19 protein-coding genes are annotated in these 19074 nt (G+C 69.6%); 11 read left to right on the plus strand and 8 right to left on the minus strand.

All coding sequences use genetic code 11. The annotated features are described in order from the left end of the window. Nucleotides 1-50: 50 nt before the first annotated feature. The 3 genes from BO221_RS17675 to BO221_RS17680 all read right to left on the minus strand — a co-directional run bounded on the left by BO221_RS17675 (nt 51) and on the right by BO221_RS17680 (nt 2914). Nucleotides 51-2132 (minus strand): cation:proton antiporter, encoded by a 2082-nt coding sequence (locus tag BO221_RS17675; protein ID WP_073561629.1) that lies wholly within the window; start codon nt 2130-2132, stop codon nt 51-53. Nucleotides 2133-2237: 105 nt separating this feature from the next. Then, complete coding sequence (locus BO221_RS54885) at nt 2238-2384, minus strand: hypothetical protein (RefSeq protein WP_158079867.1); 147 nt, start codon at nt 2382-2384, stop codon at nt 2238-2240. Between the two features lie 68 nt (nt 2385-2452). Further along, the gene (locus tag BO221_RS17680; RefSeq protein ID WP_143195507.1) at nt 2453-2914 is read right to left on the minus strand and encodes a hypothetical protein; all 462 of its coding nucleotides are present in this window, start codon (nt 2912-2914) and stop codon (nt 2453-2455) included. 245 nt (nt 2915-3159) lie between these two features. Here BO221_RS17680 and BO221_RS17685 point away from each other — a divergent pair, with 245 nt between their 5' ends. From BO221_RS17685 to BO221_RS17705, 5 genes are all read left to right on the plus strand, one after another. Next, a complete protein-coding gene (locus BO221_RS17685; protein WP_073561631.1) occupies nt 3160-3708 on the plus strand; it encodes a dual specificity protein phosphatase family protein in 549 nt (182 codons plus the stop codon). 202 nt (nt 3709-3910) lie between these two features. Beyond that, nucleotides 3911-6043 carry a glycogen debranching protein GlgX gene (gene glgX / locus BO221_RS17690; protein ID WP_073561632.1) on the plus strand — a complete coding sequence of 711 codons (2133 nt, stop codon included), beginning with the start codon at nt 3911-3913 and terminating at the stop codon, nt 6041-6043. Between the two features lie 150 nt (nt 6044-6193). Next, a complete protein-coding gene (locus BO221_RS17695) occupies nt 6194-6673 on the plus strand; it encodes a hemerythrin domain-containing protein (protein WP_073561633.1) in 480 nt (159 codons plus the stop codon). Nucleotides 6674-6818: 145 nt separating this feature from the next. Beyond that, nucleotides 6819-8114 carry a sensor histidine kinase gene (locus tag BO221_RS17700; RefSeq protein ID WP_233166086.1) on the plus strand — a complete coding sequence of 432 codons (1296 nt, stop codon included), beginning with the start codon at nt 6819-6821 and terminating at the stop codon, nt 8112-8114. 37 nt (nt 8115-8151) lie between these two features. Next, a complete protein-coding gene (locus BO221_RS17705; RefSeq protein WP_233166088.1) occupies nt 8152-9984 on the plus strand; it encodes a nitrogen regulation protein NR(II) in 1833 nt (610 codons plus the stop codon). On the opposite strand, the gene aat is transcribed toward BO221_RS17705, so the two are convergent. Further along, nucleotides 9959-10663, minus strand: a complete 705-nt coding sequence (gene aat / locus BO221_RS17710; RefSeq protein ID WP_073561634.1) for a leucyl/phenylalanyl-tRNA--protein transferase — start codon at nt 10661-10663, stop codon at nt 9959-9961. The two genes, BO221_RS17705 and aat, sit on opposite strands and share 26 nt — an antisense overlap. Next, complete coding sequence (locus BO221_RS17715; protein ID WP_073561635.1) at nt 10663-11499, minus strand: LEA type 2 family protein; 837 nt, start codon at nt 11497-11499, stop codon at nt 10663-10665. The genes aat and BO221_RS17715 overlap by 1 nt, the downstream gene beginning before the upstream one ends. Nucleotides 11500-11565: 66 nt before the next feature. On the opposite strand from BO221_RS17715, the gene BO221_RS17720 reads away from it, so the two are divergent. Further along, complete coding sequence (locus BO221_RS17720) at nt 11566-12225, plus strand: hypothetical protein (protein ID WP_073561860.1); 660 nt, start codon at nt 11566-11568, stop codon at nt 12223-12225. Nucleotides 12226-12233: 8 nt separating this feature from the next. On the opposite strand, the gene BO221_RS17725 is transcribed toward BO221_RS17720, so the two are convergent. Continuing rightward, nucleotides 12234-12578 (minus strand): hypothetical protein, encoded by a 345-nt coding sequence (locus tag BO221_RS17725; RefSeq protein WP_073561636.1) that lies wholly within the window; start codon nt 12576-12578, stop codon nt 12234-12236. Nucleotides 12579-12777: 199 nt separating this feature from the next. Here BO221_RS17725 and BO221_RS17730 point away from each other — a divergent pair, with 199 nt between their 5' ends. The 3 genes from BO221_RS17730 to BO221_RS17740 all read left to right on the plus strand — a co-directional run bounded on the left by BO221_RS17730 (nt 12778) and on the right by BO221_RS17740 (nt 15339). Continuing rightward, nucleotides 12778-14040 carry a glucan 1,4-alpha-maltotetraohydrolase domain-containing protein gene (locus BO221_RS17730; protein WP_073561637.1) on the plus strand — a complete coding sequence of 421 codons (1263 nt, stop codon included), beginning with the start codon at nt 12778-12780 and terminating at the stop codon, nt 14038-14040. 26 nt (nt 14041-14066) lie between these two features. Next, the gene (locus BO221_RS17735; protein ID WP_073561638.1) at nt 14067-14708 is read left to right on the plus strand and encodes a zinc ribbon domain-containing protein; all 642 of its coding nucleotides are present in this window, start codon (nt 14067-14069) and stop codon (nt 14706-14708) included. A gap of 106 nt (nt 14709-14814) precedes the next feature. Beyond that, entirely contained in the window at nt 14815-15339 is a 525-nt protein-coding gene (locus BO221_RS17740) for a hypothetical protein (RefSeq protein WP_143195508.1), read from the plus strand. A 6-nt stretch (nt 15340-15345) separates the two neighbouring features. Here BO221_RS17740 and BO221_RS17745 read toward each other — a convergent pair whose 3' ends face one another. Further along, complete coding sequence (locus BO221_RS17745; RefSeq protein ID WP_143195509.1) at nt 15346-15924, minus strand: hypothetical protein; 579 nt, start codon at nt 15922-15924, stop codon at nt 15346-15348. 213 nt (nt 15925-16137) lie between these two features. Here BO221_RS17745 and BO221_RS17750 point away from each other — a divergent pair, with 213 nt between their 5' ends. Further along, entirely contained in the window at nt 16138-16827 is a 690-nt protein-coding gene (locus BO221_RS17750) for a TVP38/TMEM64 family protein (RefSeq protein ID WP_083681164.1), read from the plus strand. A gap of 186 nt (nt 16828-17013) precedes the next feature. Here BO221_RS17750 and BO221_RS17755 read toward each other — a convergent pair whose 3' ends face one another. Continuing rightward, nucleotides 17014-17760: an AraC family transcriptional regulator gene (locus BO221_RS17755; RefSeq protein ID WP_073561641.1), complete on the minus strand. Its 747-nt coding sequence runs from the start codon at nt 17758-17760 to the stop codon at nt 17014-17016. 60 nt (nt 17761-17820) lie between these two features. On the opposite strand from BO221_RS17755, the gene BO221_RS17760 reads away from it, so the two are divergent. Further along, complete coding sequence (locus BO221_RS17760) at nt 17821-18996, plus strand: cytochrome P450 (protein WP_073561642.1); 1176 nt, start codon at nt 17821-17823, stop codon at nt 18994-18996. Nucleotides 18997-19074: the final 78 nt, after the last annotated feature.

A 19074-nucleotide genomic window follows, 5' to 3' on the forward strand; every position in this document is an offset into this window, starting at 1 on the left:
CCCTGGCACCCTCACCCCCACCCTCTCCCGAGGGGAGAGGGAGTGTGCGCTCACGGCGCCGCGGCTTCCTGACTCCGGGGCGTTTCGAGCACCGCCCGGGCCGCGTCGATGGCCTCGTGCGTACCCGCCAGCGCGAGCACATCCCCCTCCCGCAGCACCTCCTGCGCCGTGGGGACGACCGCTTCACCGTCACCCCGCTGGATGGCGAGCACCGTGGCCCCCGTCATCCCGCGCAGGTTGAGCTGCGCGAGGCTCTGCCCCACCGCCGGACTGGACGCCTCGAGCCGCACCGGTGTCGGCTCGCCGAGCCCGGGCAGGATGGCATGGAGCGTCTTCAACCGGTCGCCGTGCTTCTCCTCGTTCCCGGGCACATGCGTCTGGGCCGCGAGCGCCGAGACGATGACCTGCGAGCCCGCGCGCACGTGCCCCTGCAGATTGGTGGCGCTGCGCCAGAACCCCACGGCGAGCACCGAGAGCTGGACCAGCAGCACGGCCGCGCCCTGGAAGCCAGGAATGAAGGGCTGGGTGAGGGCGACGAGCGGTATGCCCACGCTCAGCAGGCTCGCCAGCTGGAGCGTCACCACCAGCGCGCGCCGGGGCGCGGCGGCCCGGTCCAGCTTGCCCTCGTTCGGAGGCAGGGCCAGGTCCGCGAGCAGCACTCCCAGGCTCCTCGCCATCCGGACGAGCCCCACGAGGAATGGCACCGCGAGCGCCGAGGCCAGGCCGATGACGAGCAGGCGCGCCACCGACGCCCCCAATCCGCCCCGGTTCTCCACCGTCGTGATGAGCCTCTCGATGAACACGGACGTCCCGATGACGAGCGCGGCGAGCAGCGCCGCGTCGAGCACCATCAGGCGCACCATGCGGCGGATTTTCGCGCCGGTGGTCTTCTGCGTCGGCGCGGCGCGCAGGCCCTCCACCCAGCTCCCATAGAGCGCGGCGAACGTCTGCAGCGGCCGGGGCAGCTTGCGGTCCACGAGGTTGGCCACCGGCCCCGACGCCCGGATGAGGAAGGGCGTGGTGAGGGTGGTGATCGCCGAGACGGCCACCGCCACCGGGTAGAGGAACTGCCCCGTGGCGTTCAGCGACAGGCCCAGGCCCGCGATGATGAAGGAGAATTCACCAATCTGCGCGAGGCTCAGGCCCGACTGCACCGCCGTGCGCGTCCCGTTGCCCGTGAGGAACACGCCCAGGGCCACGCCCACCAGCTTGCCGAGGATGACCACCAGCGTCAGCACCGCCACGGCCACCCAGTGCTTCGCCACGAGCGCCGGGTCGATCAACATGCCCACCGACACGAAGAAGATGGCCGCGAAGACGTCGCGCACGGGCTGCACCAGGTGCTCGACGTCCTTCTCCTTGCCGGACTCCGCCACGAGCGAGCCCGCCAGGAACGCGCCGAGCGCCACCGAGTAGCCGAACTCCTGCGCCAGCAGCGCGATGGCGAAGCAGATGCCCACGCTCGTCACCAGCAGCGTCTCCGGCCGGTTCAGCTTGTGGACGGCCCGCACCACCCGGGGGATCACCAGCAGCCCCACCACCACCAGCCCCACCAGGAACAGCCCCAGCCGGCCCATGGTCAGCGCGAGCTGTCCCGCCGACAGGCCCGCGCCGGTGGACACCGCCGTGAGCGTCGCCATCAGCATGATGGCGATGAGATCCTCGACGATGAGCACCCCGACGACGATTTCCCGCAGCTTGCCCTTGATGCCCTGCTCGTCGAACGCCTTGGCGATGATGGTCGTGCTGGAGATGGCGATGATGGCGCCCGTGAAGATGCTCTCGAGCGCCGTCCAGCCGAAAGCCCGGCCCACGACGAATCCGAGCCAGATCATCAGGCTGCATTGGATGATGGCCGTGACGCTCGCCGTGGGGCCCACCTGGAACAGCTTGCGCAGGCTGAACTCCAGCCCGAGCGAGAACATGAGGAGGATGACGCCCAGCTCCGACAGCGTCTGAACGATGCCGGAGTCCGCGACGAGCGGGATGGGGACATGGGGGCCGATGATGAGGCCCGCGATGATGTACCCGAGCACGACGGGTTGGCGCAGCCGCTGGAAGATGATGGACGTCACCGCCGCGACGCAGAGGACCATCGCCAGGGCCTTGAGGAAGTCGTGAGCTCCGTGCATCGCTGAATCACCTGCTGGGAATCTAGGGAGGGTAGGGAAGGAGAAGGCCTCGGAGGAGCGCACCGGCCCCGGAGCGGCCGAGGGGCCGGTGCGCTCGCCCCATCATCAGCCGAAGCGCTCGAAGGCGATGGCGGCGCCGATGATGATCAAGATGACGGCCGCGGCGAGGATGAGCCGTCCCACCTCCCAGGCGGCGTGACCCGCGTTCGCGGGGAGGGGAGACTTCGTCGTGTCGTTCTGTTCGTTACGCAAGGAATGCCTCACGCGCACCAGGGTTTCTGGCGCGCGGGTGAAAGAGTGGAACCCTGGGGACCGGAACGTCACGCGGTCCGCGGAGGTCCTTGCGCGGGACAGTTGGCGACCACGGGGCGATCCGCGATCCGGCCGTGGCTCGTGGGCAGCACGCACGACAATTGCCGTCTCGTGCGTTCCGCGAGCAGGGCTTCTGGCCGGATCGCGGGGCCGGGGCGTGTATCGGACCGTGGGTGGAACGGGAGCGGCTTGCTGGCGGGGCGCGGCAGCTCCAGCTGACCCTGCACCGGTGACGCCTGGACGCCCACCAGGCCCTGCTGCCGCACGGGCAGATGGGCCGAGATGGAACGCGGATGCTTCGGTCCCCGCGCCGTGGTGACCCACCGGACCTCCGCGTGAGCGGGGGCCTGGGTGCTCAGGGCGCACACGCCGGCCACGACGGCCATCAGGAGGGCGCAGGCCGCGCCGACCAGGGCCATCCATCGGGCGCTCGAGTGCTCGCGCCAGGATGCGGGGCCAACGGTTCTCATGAAGATGGGTGCTCGAACACTCCTAACATCCAGGGTGCTTCCAGGGAAAGGCACTCTTCGAGAGCCGCCCAGGCCACTTGCCGCTTTTTTCCGTACGGTTCTGGAGGCCTCGCGTGGCTCCGCCCTCCAGGCAGGCGGCCATGGTCTCGTACCTGGGGGCGCGCTGCCCCCGGACGCCGGGTGCCTAGCTTCGGGCAGTGGGGGCGCACCGGGGCGCCAGGGAGTGGTGGGGGAGGGGCGCGCGGATGGTTCAGCACTCGTTGCCGTTGAATCTGGACTGGGTGACACCCGAGCTGGCCGTGGGGGGCCGCTTCCCCATCGAGGCCGCCGAGCACCTGGCCCGGAGGCTCGCCATCCGTCACATCGTCGACGTGCGCCAGGAGTGCCGTGACGACGAGCGCGTCCTGCGCCAGCACGGCATCTCCCTGCTGCACCTGCCCACCGAGGACATGTGCGCCATCAGCCGCCACATGCTCGACGCGGGCGTGCGCTGGGTGCACGGCCACCTGTCGCTGGGGCACAAGGTCTACATCCACTGCGAGCACGGCATCGGCCGCAGCGCGCTGCTGGCCCTGTGCGTGCTGGTGGAGCTCGGGCACCCCCCGCTGGAGGCGCTCTCCCTGGCCAAGCGCCAGCGCCGGCGTGTCGCCCCCAGCCCCGAGCAGCTGGAGACCTTCATGGCCTGGTCCGAGGAGCGCCGCGTGGCGCGCTCGCTCCCCTGGGCCGTGCCCACCTTCGACGAGCTGGCGGACATCGCCTACAACCACGTGCGGACCACCCCGTCCCTGAGCTGAGGGCGGGGTGGCCCCTCCCGGCGTGAGGCCGCGCGTGTGGAAGCGTACGGTGGGCCCCCCCTCCTGATGGCTGGCGGACGCTCCATCTGTCTGGCGGGTGGACGCTCCACCTCTCCGGGGTCGGAGACACCGTGAAGTCCTTGAAGAGTGCGATCACCACCCACAGATTTCGCGCACTCCGTTTGAAAGGACAGCGACGCGTATGACCAGGGAAGTCTGGCCGGGCAAGCCGTACCCTCGGGGCGCCACCTTCGATGGCACGGGGGTGAACTTCGCGGTCTTCTCGCAAGTGGCCACCCGCGTCGAGGTCTGCATCTTCGATTCGCAGAACCCCTCGAAGGAAGTGGAGCGGTTCGAGCTGCAGGCGATGACCGATGACGTCTGGCACGGCTACGTGCCGGGGCTGGAGCCGGGCACGCTCTACGGCCTGCGCGTCCACGGGCCGTATGAGCCGCAGAAGGGCCACCGCTGCAACCCGTACAAGCTGCTGGTGGACCCGTACGCCAAGGCGCTCCATGGCGAGGTGGACTGGTCCCAGCCCGTGTTCGGCTACACGCTCGGCAACGACAAGCAGGACCTGATGCGCGACGAGCGCGACAGCGCCGCGGGCGTGCCCAAGAGCGTGGTGGTGGGGGACTACTTCGACTGGGGCAACGAGCGCCGCCCGGACGTGCCCTGGCGCAAGACGGTCATCTACGAGGCCCACGTGAAGGGCCTCACCATGCGCCACCCCAAGGTGCCCGAGCACCAGCGCGGCACCTACGCGGCCCTCGGCCACCCGGCCGTCATCGAGCACCTGCTCAAGCTGGGCGTCACCTCGGTGGAATTGCTGCCGGTGCACGCCTTCGCGGATGACTCCTTCCTCGGCGAGAAGGGCCTGTCCAACTTCTGGGGCTACAACACCCTGTGCTACTTCGCCCCCGAGTCCTCCTACGCCAGCCGCCGCACGCCGGGCGGCGCCGTCAACGAGTTCAAGGGCATGGTGAAGGCCCTGCACGCCGCCGGCATCGAGGTGCTGCTCGACGTCGTCTACAACCACTCGTGCGAGGGCAACCACCTGGGGCCCACGCTGTCGCTCAAGGGCGTGGACAACGCCAGCTACTACTGGCTGATGCCCGAGGCGCGCTACTACCTGGACTTCACCGGCTGCGGTAACAGCATCAACGCCTCCAACCCCCAGGCCGCGCGCCTCATCGTGGACTCCCTGCGCTACTGGGTGGAGGAGATGCACGTGGACGGGTTCCGCTTCGACCTGGCCACCGTGCTCGGCCGCGTGGGCAAGGGGGAGTTCTCCCCCTCTGCCCCCATCTTCCAGATCCTCAACCAGGATCCCGTGCTCAGCCGGGTGAAGCTCATCGCCGAGCCGTGGGACGTGGGGCTCGGCGGCTACCAGGTGGGCGGCTTCCAGGCGCCCTGGCGCGAGTGGAACGGCAAGTACCGTGACGCCCTGCGCCGCTACTGGAAGGGGGACGAGAACCTCGCGGGCGAGGTGGGCCACCGGCTCACCGGCTCCTCGGACCTCTACCAGGGCGCGCGCCGCCGGCCCCAGGCCAGCATCAACTTCGTCACCGCCCACGACGGCTTCACCCTGCACGACCTCGTCACCTACAGCCACAAGCACAACGAGGCCAACGGCGAGCACAACCGCGACGGCGCCGACGACAACCAGGCGTGGAACTGCGGCGTGGAGGGCGAGACGGACGACCCCGGCGTCGTCTCCCTGCGCGAGCGCCAGAAGCGCAACCTGCTCGCCTCGCTCTTCCTCTCGCAGGGCGTGCCGATGCTCGTCGCCGGTGACGAGATGGGCCGCACCCAGCGCGGCAACAACAACGCCTACTGCCAGGACAACGAGCTGTCCTGGGTGGACTGGAACCTCGATGACCGCCGGCTGGCGCTTCTCGAGTTCACCTCGCGCCTCATCCAGTTCCGCCACCGCCAGCCGGTGCTCCAGCGCCGCCGCTTCTTCCAGGGCAAGCACATCTGGGACTCGGAGTACAAGGATCTCACCTGGTTCCGCCCGGATGGCACGGAGATGGGCCAGGAGGATTGGCAGAAGCCCTTCACCCGCTCGCTCGCGTTCCTGCTGGGGGGTGACGCCATCCCCTCGCCGGATGAGCGCGGCCAGCGCATCATCGGCGACGCCCTGCTGGTGTTGCTCAACGCCCACCACGAGCCCGTCCGCTTCACCGTGCCGCCTCCGGCCGAGGGCTCCCGGTGGGTCATCGAGTTCTACACCGCGGATGACTCGCGGGGCCCCGAGGAGCCGGTGCCCGCCGGCCCCTTCGAGCTGGCGGGCCGCTCGCTCGCCGCCTTCCGCGAGGTGCCGGCCACCTAGGCCCGGTGCCCGGGCGGGCGGGCATCCCCCCGCCCCTCACGGAATAGGGGCCCGGCTCCGGTCCCGTGCTTGTCTCCCGCCCTGGCCGTGCGGACCGTGTCTCCCGGGGGACGACTCGCCCGTGGAGGGACGGGCGCAAGGAGCCATACCGTGAGCGCGATCGAGTTGTTGAAGCAGCAGCACCGGGAAGTCGACGGCCTCTTCCAGCGCATCAAGTCCAGCACCGGCGACGAGCGCATCTCCCTGCTGGGCCAGGTGGCCGAGGCCCTCACCATCCACGCGGCCCTGGAGGAGCAGTACTTCTACCCCTTCGCCCGGGAGCAGGGGGTGGACGGCCTCGTCGACGAGTCCTTCCAGGACCATGCCGAGGTCAAGCAACTCCTGTCGGAGATCCTCCAGGTCAAGCAGACCGACCCCCGGCTGGACGGGCTGTGCCTCCGCCTGGAGCGGATGGTGACCGAGCACGTGGGCCAGGAGGAGAGCGCGCTGATGCCCAAGGTGGAGGCCGCCGCCGGCGCGGAGGAGCTCGTCTCCCTGCGGGACGACATGCTGCAAGCCATTGACAATTGGCGAAACAAGGAGCTGCTGCGCCTGGCCGAGCACCAGGAGTCACCCCCACCGGCGGTGTGAGCGGGCAGGCAGGGTGCCGTTCCCCTCCGGATGTGGGTGTGAAGACAATGATGGAGCCACGGGTGAGCACATTGCCCGTGGCTTTTGTCACGTGGTACCCATTGTCCTCATGAGTCCTCCGACGGGGGAGTGCCGCCGGATTTTGGTGGTCGACGACAACAGTGCCATCCACCAGGACTTCCGGAAGATCCTCGCCAAATCCGGCCAGGGTATCGAGGAGCTGGATGCGATGGAGTCCATGCTCTTCGGGGACGCGCCCCCCCGGAGCAGTACCACCCGCTTCGAGCTCGACTTCGCGCTGGGTGGAGAGGAAGGCGTCCGCCTGGTGCGCGACGCGGTGCGTGAGGGGCGCCCCTACGCCGTGGCCTTCGTGGACATCCGCATGCCTCCGGGCATGGACGGGGTGGAGGCCACCCTGCAGATGTGGCGGGAGGAGGCGGATCTCCAGGTCGTGCTCTGCTCGGCCCACTCCGACTATTCCTGGGACGAGCTGTCACGCAAGCTGGGGACGAGTGAGCGGCTGCTCATCCTGCGCAAGCCCTTCGACAGCATCGAGGTGCGCCAGATGGCGCACGCCCTGTGCGAGAAGTGGGAGCTCTTGCGCGCCGGCCACCAGCGGATGGAGGACCTGGAGCGGATGGTGGAGGAGCGGACGCGGGCGCTGGCGGAGGCCAATGCCCGGCTGGTGCACGCGCAGAAGCTGGAGGCGCTGGGGCGCATGTCGGCGGGCCTGGCCCACGAGGTCAACAACCCGCTGAGCTACATCCTGTCCAACCTGCGCCACGTGGTGCGGGGGCTGGAGAAGCTGCCGTGCGCGGAAGAGGCGGTGCGCGCCCGGGACGAGCTGAGGGATGCGTGCGGGGATGCCGTCACCGGCGCCGAGCGCATCGAGCGCATCGTCCAGGACGTACGCATCTTCGCCCGGATGGACGAGCCGCCGAAGGAAGTGGTGGACGTGCGCCATGTGATGGAGCTCACCATCTCCATGGCGGCGCGGGCGCTGCGTCCGGAGCTGAAGCTGGTGCGGGAGTTCCAGGAGGTGCCGCACGTTTGGGGCAGCGAGCACGGCCTGGGGCAGGTGTTCCTCAACCTCATCGTCAACGCCACCCACGCCCTGGCGGGCCGCGAGGAGCCCACGCTCCGGCTGGGCATCCAGCAGCGCGAGGATGGCCTGGTCGCGGTGGAGGTGCAGGACAACGGCAGCGGCATCCGGCCGGAGCACCTCAGCCGCCTCTTCGAGCCCTTCTTCACGACGAAGCCGGTGGGGACGGGCACGGGACTCGGCCTGTCCATCTGCCATGGCATCGTGACCCGTTTGGGAGGTGACATTTCCGTGGACAGCGCGCCGGGCAAGGGCACCACCTTCCGGGTGCTGCTGCCCACGGCCTCCGAGCAGGGGGCGGAGTCCGCTATGCTGGAGCGGAGGCGCTCCGGGTCCTAGGTCCGGCGCGCGCTCGAGCGCCGACCAAGGGGAAGTGATGGGCTGGAGCCCGCGAGCATGGGTGCTGGAGTGGCTGGACTCCAGGCTGACGGAGTCGCAGCGCCAGCTGCCTCCGGGGGAGTTCTGGCGCTACCGGGTGCTGCTGGGGGCCACCACCCTCATGATGGTGCTCGCCGGTCTGTACGTGCTCGGCATCCCCACCTTCGCGCCCGAGGAGCGCCTGCCGCAGATCCTGGTGGTGGGGGTGTGCATGGCCGCCTTCGGGGCGGTGATGGCGCTGACGCGCAGGCTGCCCTCTCCCACCCTGCCGTCCCTCCTCCTGTGCCTGGGTCTGTTCGTGGGCTTCGTCCTGGGCACCCTGCCCGTGGACGCGTCGGGCGCGGTCTCCCATGCGGTGGGCATGTTGATTCCGGCCCTGTCCGTCTACCTGCTGGGGCCGCGCCGCGGGTTCTTCTTCACCGCGCTCCTCATGCTCTACGTGGGGCTCTTCCACCAGCTCTACCACTCCGGCTTCGGCCAGGTGCGGCCGGTCTTCCATCACCCGGGCATCTGGCTGGGCAACCTCGTCTCGTGCGTCAGCCTGTTGATGAGCTGGGCGCTGAGCTGGCTCTACGGCACCGTGCGCGAGGAGTCCCAGGCGGCGCTGCAGCAGGCGCTCAAGACGCTGCGCGAGAGCGAGGGCAAGCTGCTCAGCGTCCTCGAGAGCACGGAGGACGTGGTGGTGGCGCTCGACCGGGAGGGGCGCGTGGTCACCGCCAACATGATGGCCAAGGCCGTGGGCCGGCACCTCTATGGGAGGGATCTCGAGCGGGGTGCCCACCTGGAGTGGATGGCCTCTCCGGGCCTCCAGGAGATGTTCCAGAAGGCCCTGCGGGGCAAGCGGGAGCGGGTGGAGATGTCCGTCCCCGCGCCGGGCCGCCCCCTGACGCTGGATGTCACCTTCAACCCGGTGTGGGAAGGGGAGCGGGTGGTGGGGGCCACGCTCTTCAGCCGCGACATCACGGAGCGCAAGGAAGCCGAGGCCCGCCTGGCGGAGCTGCACCGCGGCCTGGTGGACGTGTCGCGCCACGCGGGCATGGCGGAGATCGCCACCGGGGTGCTGCACAACGTGGGCAACACGCTCAACAGCGTGAACGTGTCCGCCCACCTCGTGGTGGAGCGGCTGCGCACCTCGCGGGCCGCGGGCCTGGACAAGGCCGTGGAGCTGCTGCGGGAGAACGCCTCGCGGCTGGGCGCCTTCCTCGAGGAGGACCCCCGGGGCCGGCAGTTCCCCGCCTACCTGGCGGCGCTCTCGGGCCAGCTCGCCCAGGAGCGCGAGTCGGTGCTGGAGGAGCTGCGGCGGCTCACCGAGAGCGTGGACCACATCAAATCCGTGGTGAGCATGCAGCAGCAGCATGCCCGCTTCTCCGGAGTGATGGAGCGGGTGGAGGTGCCCACGCTGCTGGACGACGCCATGCGCCTGAACGCGGTGTCCTTCGAGCGCCTGGGCATCCAACTGCGGCGCGAGTACACCGCCTCCTCCTCGGCGGTGATGGTGGACCGGCACAAGCTGCTGCAAATCCTGGTGAACCTGCTGAGCAACGCGCGCCATGCGCTGGTGGAGAGCCAGCGGCCCGACAAGCAGCTCACCCTGCGCGTGGAGGAGGCCGGGGCGCGGCTGCGCATCGCCGTGGCGGACAACGGGGTGGGCATTGCCCCGGAGATCCTGCAACGCCTCTTCAGCCAGGGCTTCACCACGAAGAAGGACGGGCACGGCTTCGGGCTGCACATCAGCGCCCTGTCCGCCGAGGAGCTGGGCGGCTCCCTCCAGTGCGAGAGCGAGGGCCCCGGCACGGGGGCCACCTTCATCCTGGAGCTGCCCCTGGCGTGAGGGTCCACCGGCCGCGGCGGGTGGGCTCCTCGAGCGCCCGGCCGAGGGCCTGGAGGAAGCGCTTGCGCGGCCAGTGCTCGGCCCCGAAGCGCGCCAGGTGCTCCGTCTCCACCTGGCAGTCGATGAAGTGGAAGCCCCAGGACTGGAAGCGCTCCACCGCGGTGGTGAAGGCCACCTTCGAGGCGTCCGGCGCGTGGGCGAACATGCTCTCGCCGAAGAAGGCCGCCCCCAGCGACACGCCGTAGAAACCGCCCTTCAGCTCGCCCCCGGCCCACGCCTCCACCGAGTGCGCGAAGCCCAGCTCGTGCAGGGTGAGGTAGGCCTCGAGCATCTCGTCGGTAATCCACGTGCCGTCCTGGCCGGGACGTGGCGTGTGGGCGCACGCGGTGATGACGTCCGCGAAGGCGGTGTCCCAGCGGATGTCATAGACGCCGGCCTTGAGCGTCTTGCGCAGCGAGCGGCCCACGTGAAGCTTGTCCGGCGTGAGGACGAAGCGCGGGTCCGGCGAGTGCCAGAGGATGGGCTGGCCCCGGCTGTACCAGGGGAAGATGCCCTGGGAGTACGCCGAGAGCAGGCGCTCGGGGCTCAGGTCCCCGCCGACGGCGAGCAGCCCGCCCCGGTCCGCCTTCTCCGGCGGCGGGAAGAGCTCCGGATCTTCTCCGAGTAGGTAGATGGGCACTACCGCGACACGTTGAGCTTCACGTCTCCGGACAGCGAGTAGGGGACGCGCACCAGCGGGCCCGTGAGCTCGCCCGCGACCTCATACGGCAGCGTCCCCTTGGCGATGAGCGCCCGCACGTCCTGCCCCCACGTCTCCTTCGTCACCGCCACCTCCACGGGATACACCCCGGTGGCCGACGCGTCCACGGTGTCGTACTTGCCTTGCGTCCCCTCGCCCAGCTTGCGGCCTCCCACCGAGACGGCCCAGGTGAGCTCCTCCATCCGGAGCGGGAAGGGGTTGGGGTTCTCCACACCCAGGCGCAAGAGCAGGTCCACCTGCTCCTCCGAGTAGCGGGCCCCATCCAGGCTCTCCACCTTCACCACGGGCAGCCGGGGCACGCGCACCGCCCGGGAGGCGGCGAAGGGCAGCGTCCGCACCTCGTCCCCCACGCGCACCGTCAGTGTGCCGCGCAGCGCCACGAGCAGGGTGCCACCCCGCTGGCTCAGCGTCCTCAGGTCCTCCGGCGTGCGCACGTAGGCGGCCTCGGCCTGGAAGGAGAAGGGAGTGGGGGCGGCGGGGGCCAGGGTGACGCCCAGCGGCGCCGAGCCCTTCTGGACCACCTGGCCGTCGGAGACGAGCTCGTAGTCCGCCTTCTCCAGCACGGCGGGGCCGGGGCTGGTGAGCTGGCCGGAGTAGCGCAGCTTCATCTCACTGAGGCCCTGGGAGGCGACGGAGGCCTCCTCGGCGCCGAGGGAAGCGGGGCCCACGGGGGCGGGGGGCGGCGTGGAGGCACACCCGGCCAGCCAGGCCGCGAGCGTCAGGAGGTGGACGATGGCACGCGGGGTGGAACGCATGGCGCCAAGGTGGGGCGGGTTCGGGCTGGCCTCAAGGTCATTTCGGGTACACTGTTGACTACAACCGTGGCCCACCGTCGCCCGAACCTCAACAAGGCCATCCGCGCGCTCATTCGCGACATCGCCGCGAAGATGCCCGAGTTCGCCCATGTGAGGGCCAGCCGCATCCTGGTCATCGCCGGAGAGGCGCGGCGGGCCTCGCGGGGCACGGTGAAGCCGTTGTGCTTCCGGGGTGGGCTCAGCACGGACCGGGCCGGGCGCCGCAAGCCCATCGTCCGGCTCAAGGGCAAGCGGATGCTCTACTGCATCACCCTGCGCCCGCTCTTCTTCCGCTCCTCCACGCCCAAGTCCCGCATCGAAACGGTGATGCACGAGCTCTTCCACATGTCGCGGCGCTTCGACGGCACGCTGCACGCGGGGCGCAGGCACTCGGTGCTGGGCAGGGACTTCCCCCGCCGGCTGCGGCCGCTGGTGCGCCGCTACCTCAAGCACTGCCCCAAGGAGGTGCTGGATGCCTTCGCCTACTCGGGCGAGGTGAAGGTGCTGCAGTGGCTGGAGCGGCCCGGCCCCGCCTACGTCCCCGGCACGCGCGGGGTGCGCAAGGTGTACACCGAGGAGCAGCTCTACTACGGCATCGCCCGCATGGTGACGCGCAAGCGGCCCCGGCCCTCCACCGAGCCCAAGCTCCCGCGCAAGGAGCGCGTGGAGAAGGTCCGGGTGCACTGACTAACTGACTAATTGAGGTACTTGGGGCGCGGCGGCACGGGCGGCTGCGGTGGCCCGGCCTCCATCATCTCCAGCCCCTGACGGGTGAGCAGGAAGCGCACCACGCCGGAGCCCCGCTCCGTTTCGATTTCCGCCTCGAAGGCGGGGCCCGAGATGCTGCCCATCTGCACGTCCTTGCGCAGGTTGTGCACCTTGCCCGTGAGCAGATCTCCCGCCACCGGCTGCACGGTGTCGCCACGCCGGTAGAGGTCGTACGCGACCTGATGCAGCGTCATGGCCAGCGTGGGCGACAACGGCTGGGAGCTGAACAGGACCGAGATGAGGACCCAATAGGGGGGGGACTGTTCGGCCATTTCCCCCATCCTAACGCCCCCCTGGCGCGTGCCCCATCCGTTTTCACGCTCCCATCGGTTCACCGGGGGCGGAATTCCTCTCGCTCCCTGGGAATAAAAGCGTTCTGCCCAGGATGTTTTCCGCGCCGGTGCTCGCTCGAGCAGCAAACGGGCTGTAAATCGCCTCCCGGTTTCCCCCCTGTTTCACTCGGAGCACCGCATGTTCACGAAGAAGGTGTCTGGCGGAAGGGTGTCCCTGTCGTGGGCCCTGGGCCTGCTGGCGTCGACGGCCGCGTACGCGGGCCCGCTGGATGGCAACAGCAGCGACGTGATGCTGCAGGGCTTCCACTGGCGGTCCACCGAGACGTCCCCCTGGTGGGGCGTCATCCAGGGCAAGGCCTCGGACATCAAGGCCAGCGGCTTCACCATGGTGTGGTTCCCGCCCTCGGGGGACTCGGCGGCCCGGGAGGGCTACCTGCCGCGGCAGCTGTACGTGCAGAACAGCTCCTACGGCACGGACGCGCAGCTCAAGAGCGCCATCGGCGCGCTGCACACCTACGGCGTGAAGGCCATCGCGGACATCGTGGTCAACCACCGCGTGGGCACCTCCAACTGGGCGGACTTCACCAACCCCACCTGGGGCTCGTGGTCGGTGGTGCGGGGCGATGAGTGGACGGGCGCCACCGGCAGCTCCGACACCGGCGACGGCTTCAGCGCCGCGCGGGACCTGGACCACACCCACGGCACCGTCCAGAGCGACATCAAGGGCTGGATGAACTGGCTCAAGTCCAGCATCGGCTACGACGGCTGGCGCTATGACTACGTGAAGGGGTACGGCGGCTCGTACGTGGGCGGCTACAACAACGCCACGGTGCCCTACTTCTCCGTGGGCGAGCTGTGGACGGACCTCAACCTCAACGACGTCAACCCGCACCGCCAGCTCATCATGAATTGGATCAACGCCACCGGGGGCAACTCGGGTGCGTTCGACTTCACGACGAAGGGCATCCTCCAGCAGGCGGTGCAGTACAACGAGTTCTGGCGGCTCAAGGCCAGTGATGGAAAGCCCCAGGGCGCCATCGGCTGGTGGCCCGCCAAATCGGTGACGTTCATCGACAACCACGACACGGGCCCCAGCCACCCGAGTGGTGGGCAGAACCACTGGCCCTTCCCCAGCGACAAGGTGATGCAGGGCTACGCGTACATCCTCACGCACCCGGGCATCCCCTGCGTCTACTGGGTGCACTTCTATGACTGGGGCCACGCCGCGGCCATCAAGAGCCTCATCGCGGCGCGCAAGGAGAAGGGCGTCACCTCCACCTCCGCGGTGAGCATCGTGGCCGCGGACACGACGAAGTACGCCGCCACCATCACCGGCAACAGCGGCAGCCTGGCGATGAAGCTCGGCCCCGGCTCCTGGTCTCCGGGCACCGGCTGGACGCTGGTGAACTCGGGCACCAACTGGGCCGTCTGGAAGAAGTAGGCCCGGCTCGGTTAGCGTTGCGGGTGATGATCCAGTTCACCCGCAACTACACCGACCGCTCGAACGAATACGGCTTCCAGTTCGAGTTCCATTGCGACAAGTGCCGCAACGGGCACATGTCTCCCTTCATCGCCAACAAGATGGGCCTGGCGGCGGGCTTCCTGAAGGCGGCGGGCTCCCTCTTCGGGGGCTCGCTGTCGCGCGCGGCCTACGCGGGCGACCACGTGAAGGACGCCCTGCGCGGGAGCGCCTGGGACGATGCCTACGCCGAGGCGGTGGAGGAGGGGAAGAAGCACTTCAAGCACTGCACCCGCTGTGGCCAGTGGGTGTGCCCGCAGGCGTGCTGGAACGAGTCGCGGGGCCTGTGCGAGTCGTGCGCGCCGGACCTCCAGGAGGAGGCCGCGCACATCCAGGCCAAGGTGTCCGTGGAGCAGGCCTGGGACAAGGCGCGCAAGGTGGACCAGGTGGAGTCGCTGGACATGAAGGCCCACCGCACGGCGGCGGCCCCGGCCTGCCCCCACTGCAACGCCCGCGTCGAGGGAGGGAAGTTCTGCTCCGAGTGCGGCAAGCCGCTGGCGGCCGCCAAGGTGCACTGCACCCAGTGCGGCACGGAGATGAAGCCCAACGCACGCTTCTGCGGCGAGTGCGGCACGCCCCGGGGCGGCTGATCCGTCCTCCGTCATGGCACAACCATGACGAAAGGACCGCGGAGCCGTGGAGCAGTGGAGAGGGGACTTGCCTAGGTTGGCGTCCCCTCTCAACGACTGGACCGCCATGTCGAATCCCCTCCGCCGTCTCGTGTTGATTGCCGCTGGCTCCTGCGCCGTGGGTGCCCTCGGCGCGTGTACGGGCGTCTCCGCCGCCACCCAGCCCACCGCCTCGCTCTCGGTGCGCGAGCTGAACATCGTCGACGAGCACGGCCAGGCGCGTCTCCGCATCGGTGCGCCGCTGCCCGACCCCAAGGGCCTCAAGCGCGCGGTGAAGGCGGTCGGCATCCAGTTCATGGATCCGGACGGACACGAAATCGGCGGGCTCGGCATGCTCGATTCCATCGGAGTCACCGGGCTGTGCTTCGACAGCAAGGAGGGCTACGAGGCGATGTGCATGGGCCTCATCAAAGGAGAGCCCAACATCACCTTCCGGCACGACTGGAAGGAGCGCATCACCCTCGGCGTGGAGAAGGGCGTGGCGAGCATCGTCCTCCACGACGCCCAGGGCACCCCCCAGCTGCGGCTCGAGGTCGACAAGGATGGCAAGTCGCGCGTCGAAGGGGTGACGCCCGCTCCCGCGAGCCGGTAACGCGGCTCAGTCGTCGCTCTTCGGAATCTTGGGCTGATCCAACAGGGGCTGCTCCTCGGGCTCCCGTGGTGCCCCGGGGTTGCGCACCTCCACCATCAAGGCGATGGGCTCACCCTCGGCGATTTCATACGTGGCGCGCACCTCGCCGCCCTCGCGGATCTCCGCCACGGTGGCGGGACGGCCATCCACGCGCACCTCCGTTCCCGAGATGATGAGCATCCGTACGTCCTGCCCCTCCGCCGCGGTCAGTACGTGCAACTGGTTGCCGGTGACGGCGAGCACCTCCCCCGAGACCTGACGGGCTTGCGTGGGGCTCGCCGCGGTGTCGTCCGGCTCCCGTTGGGCCGGTGGCTCGGTGGGCCGCTGCGCTTCGGCCCTCGCCGGGGGCTCTTCGCGCGGGGGAGGCCGTGCGGCCGGAGGAGGAGGTGTGGACCGGCTCTCGCTCGTGGTGCCGGGCTCCGATTGCTCGGGTGCCGACGCCATCTCCTGCTCCCGCACCGGTGCCCGCGTCTCGCGCTTCTCGCAGCCGACCGCCATGAGGAGCATCGCCACTCCCGCCATCAGTCCGCTCGTCCTGGGTCGCATGCCGCCTCCCGTGCCTCTCGGCATCCTGTCCGTCTTGCTTCTCCGTCTTGCTTCTAATGATGGGGAGTCGCCTTCCCGCCTCCCACCAGGCCTGAGTGTCCGGCTGCATGGCTCCTCCGCGAGGGCGCTGGAGAGCGCTCGATGGCGGGGGCCAGGGCCGGGTCCTCCCGCATGACCATCCTTCAGGTCTCACCTCCCTCTTCCGAGCGCTGGATGCCACGGAGCACGATGACGCCGAGCCGGATGGACCTGCCTTCCGTGGAGTGGAAGCGGGTGCTCGTGCTGTTGCTCGTGCTCGGGGGGCTGGTCCTGCTCGCCTCCTCCGAGGCGTTCCAGTCCGCCATGACCTGGCTCCTCGGGAAGGCCGGGCCCGTCATCGAGGCGCATCCCTTCTGGGGCGCGGCGCTCTTCATCCTCCTGTCCGCGTTCTCTGCCATGCTGGCCTTCTTCAGCAGCGCGGTGCTCGTGCCCGTGGCCATCCACACCTGGGGCGAGGCCGTGTGCGTGCTCCTGTTGTGGTGCGGGTGGATGCTCGGAGGTGCTTGTGCCTACCTCATCGCCCGGGCCTGGGGCCGGCCGGTGGTCCGTCGGCTCGTGTCCAACGAGCTGTTCGGCCGCTACGAGGAGCGCATCTCCCAGCACAGCTCCTTTGGCCTGGTGCTGCTCTTCCAGCTCGCGGTCCCCTCCGAGATTCCCGGCTACGTGCTCGGGCTGGCGCGTTATGGGCTGCGCAAGTACCTGCGGGTCCTCGCCGTCGCGGAGCTGCCATACGCGGTGGGCACCGTCTACCTCGGCTCCAGTCTCCTCGCGCAGCGCTCCCTCGTGCTCCTGGCCCTGGGCGTGCTCGGCATCCTCTTCAGCGCGTGGGCCTTGCACGCCCTTCGCAAGCGGCTGGGCCCCTGAGCCAGCCGAAGTAAGTCCGTTCAGGGGTCTGTCCTCAGCTCGAAAGCAGGAGGGACCCCTCCGGGTCCGGTCTCGCCAGACTTGTCCAACAGTTGGACAAGTTCGTGAAGAGCGCGCCCGGAAGGCGGACTCGCTCTCCCCTGAAAGGACTTTGTTCCGATGGCCTGGCCCGGCTCCCTGGAGGGCTCAGGAGAGCAGCCCGTTGCGCAAGGCCGTCGGGGAGTAGCCGAGCATCCGGCGGCACGTGCGCGAGAAGTGGGCGAGGTCGGCGAAGCCCGCGAGGTGCGCCGCGCTCGTCGCATCGAGGCTCGCGGACGCCGCCACCGCCACGAGGAGCCGGCGCCAGAGCTGGAAGGTGCGGATGGGCATTCCCACGTCCCGGACGAACAGCGCGCGCAGGTGCGCCGGGGAGAGCCGCGTGCGCACGGCGGCGAGGCGCCAGTCGGCGTCCGGAGTCCGCAGGGCCTCGAGGACCCGGGCGATGCGGGGGTCCGGCTCGGAGCGCGGTGATTCCTTCACGAGCCAGTCCGCGTATTCGCGTGCGAGGCCGGCGAGGACCTCGGGCCGGGACAGGGAGGCGCGGTGCGCGGTGAGGGCCGATTCGAGACGCGCCGCCAGCCTGCCTTCGAGCGGGAAGGCGCCGCCACGCCCGTGTGCGTAGCTCGCGACGTGGGATGCCAGTTCCGGGTCGTAGAGGAGCCCGAGCGTGGGTCCGGGGCTGGCCACGGCATGCGGCTGGTGGGCGGGCACCACCACCACCCGTCCGTGCACGCTCGCCCGGCCCGGTTCCGTCACCGTCACGTCGCCGTCCAGTCCGACGAGCAGCGCCACGCCGTGCTGCGCGTGGAGTGTCGACTCCGTCGCCGTCGAGGCCCGCACCGCGAACGCTTCCGTGATGACCGCTCCAATCCGCGATTCGTTCAAGCGCTCCATGCCACGCCCACCCTAACGTATCCCTCCGTTCCTCGATTCCGGGCCTGGAGGCCGTGAACGATGATGAACCTTTTCTCCGATGAGGTCCGCCGCAATCCCTATCCCGCATACGCGCAGCTCCGCGGCCGCTCTCCCGTGCTGCATGAGCCGCACTCGGACCTGTGGATGCTTTTCGACTACGAGAGCGTGAAGCGCGCGCTCCAGGACCATGAGGCGTTCAGCTCCATCGTGGCGCCCCCGTCCGCGATGACGTCCCAGTGGCTCGTCTTCATGGATCCGCCGCGCCACACGAAGCTGCGCGCCCTCATCATGCGCGCCTTCACCCCCCGGGCCGTGGCGAGCCTCGAGCCGCGCATCCTGGCGCTGTCCCACGAGCTGTTGGACCGGACGCGCTCGCGCGGGGAGATGGAGCTGGCAGAGGACTTCTCCGTCCCGCTTCCCCTGAGGGTGATCGCCGAGATGCTCGGGGTACCCCTCGCGGACCAGCCACGCTTCAAGCGCTGGAGCGATGTGATGATGGCGCTCGGCTACGCCGTCGCGGGCAGCGAGGATGCGGCCCGGGTCCATCGGGAGTTCGCCGAGATGACGGAGGAGATGCGCTCCTATGTCCGGGACCTGGCCGCGCAGCGGCGGGCGGCTCCGCGGGATGACCTGTTGACCCGGCTCGTCGAGGCCGAGGTGGATGGCGAACGGCTGACCGGGGATGAGCTCCTGGGCTTCGTCCAGCTCCTCCTCTCGGCCGGCCACGAGACCACCACGAACCTGATCAACAACGCGCTCCTGTGCTTCCTCGAGCACCCGGAGCAGCTCGCCCGGCTGAGGGCGGAGCCCGGTCTGCTGCCCTCGGCCATCGAGGAGGTGCTTCGCTACCGCTCTCCCGTCCAGGCGATGTTCCGCGTGACGAGGGCCGAGGTCTCCCTGCACGGCCAGGTGATTCCCGCTGGGAAGATGGTCCTGGCGATGATCGGCTCCGCCAACCGCGACCCGCGCAAGTTCCAGGAGCCGGACCGGTTCGACATCACCCGAGAGCCCAATCAGCACATCGCCTTCGGGCATGGCATCCACTTCTGCATCGGGGCTCCGCTCTCGCGGCTGGAGGCTCGGGTGGGGCTCTCCGTACTGCTGGAACGGATGCGGGACTTCGTTCTGGTGAGCGATGCGCCCTGGGAACCTCGCAGGGCGATTCATGTCCACGGGCCCACCCGGTTGCCCATCCGATTCACGCCGGGGACGTGACAGGGAGGCAACCCGGGGTCCTCGATACCCTCACCCCGTCCCTCTCCCGGGGGGCGAGGGGATATTGGGGCGAGTGGG

The organism is Archangium sp. Cb G35, assembly GCF_001896145.1.
GTDB lineage: Bacteria > Myxococcota > Myxococcia > Myxococcales > Myxococcaceae > Archangium > Archangium violaceum.

Coding starts and splice junctions, on each gene's coding strand:
- BO221_RS17675 (WP_073561629.1), bottom strand. CDS start 2,132: ATGCACGGAGCTCACGACTTCCTCAAGGCCCTGGCGATGGTCCTCTGC.
- BO221_RS17680 (WP_143195507.1), bottom strand. CDS start 2,914: ATGAGAACCGTTGGCCCCGCATCCTGGCGCGAGCACTCGAGCGCCCGA.
- BO221_RS17685 (WP_073561631.1), top strand. CDS start 3,160: ATGGTTCAGCACTCGTTGCCGTTGAATCTGGACTGGGTGACACCCGAG.
- glgX (WP_073561632.1), top strand. CDS start 3,911: ATGACCAGGGAAGTCTGGCCGGGCAAGCCGTACCCTCGGGGCGCCACC.
- BO221_RS17705 (WP_233166088.1), top strand. CDS start 8,152: ATGGGCTGGAGCCCGCGAGCATGGGTGCTGGAGTGGCTGGACTCCAGG.
- BO221_RS17715 (WP_073561635.1), bottom strand. CDS start 11,499: ATGCGTTCCACCCCGCGTGCCATCGTCCACCTCCTGACGCTCGCGGCC.
- BO221_RS17725 (WP_073561636.1), bottom strand. CDS start 12,578: ATGGCCGAACAGTCCCCCCCCTATTGGGTCCTCATCTCGGTCCTGTTC.
- BO221_RS17730 (WP_073561637.1), top strand. CDS start 12,778: ATGTTCACGAAGAAGGTGTCTGGCGGAAGGGTGTCCCTGTCGTGGGCC.
- BO221_RS17735 (WP_073561638.1), top strand. CDS start 14,067: ATGATCCAGTTCACCCGCAACTACACCGACCGCTCGAACGAATACGGC.
- BO221_RS17740 (WP_143195508.1), top strand. CDS start 14,815: ATGTCGAATCCCCTCCGCCGTCTCGTGTTGATTGCCGCTGGCTCCTGC.
- BO221_RS17745 (WP_143195509.1), bottom strand. CDS start 15,924: ATGCGACCCAGGACGAGCGGACTGATGGCGGGAGTGGCGATGCTCCTC.
- BO221_RS17750 (WP_083681164.1), top strand. CDS start 16,138: ATGCCACGGAGCACGATGACGCCGAGCCGGATGGACCTGCCTTCCGTG.
- BO221_RS17755 (WP_073561641.1), bottom strand. CDS start 17,760: ATGGAGCGCTTGAACGAATCGCGGATTGGAGCGGTCATCACGGAAGCG.
- BO221_RS17760 (WP_073561642.1), top strand. CDS start 17,821: ATGATGAACCTTTTCTCCGATGAGGTCCGCCGCAATCCCTATCCCGCA.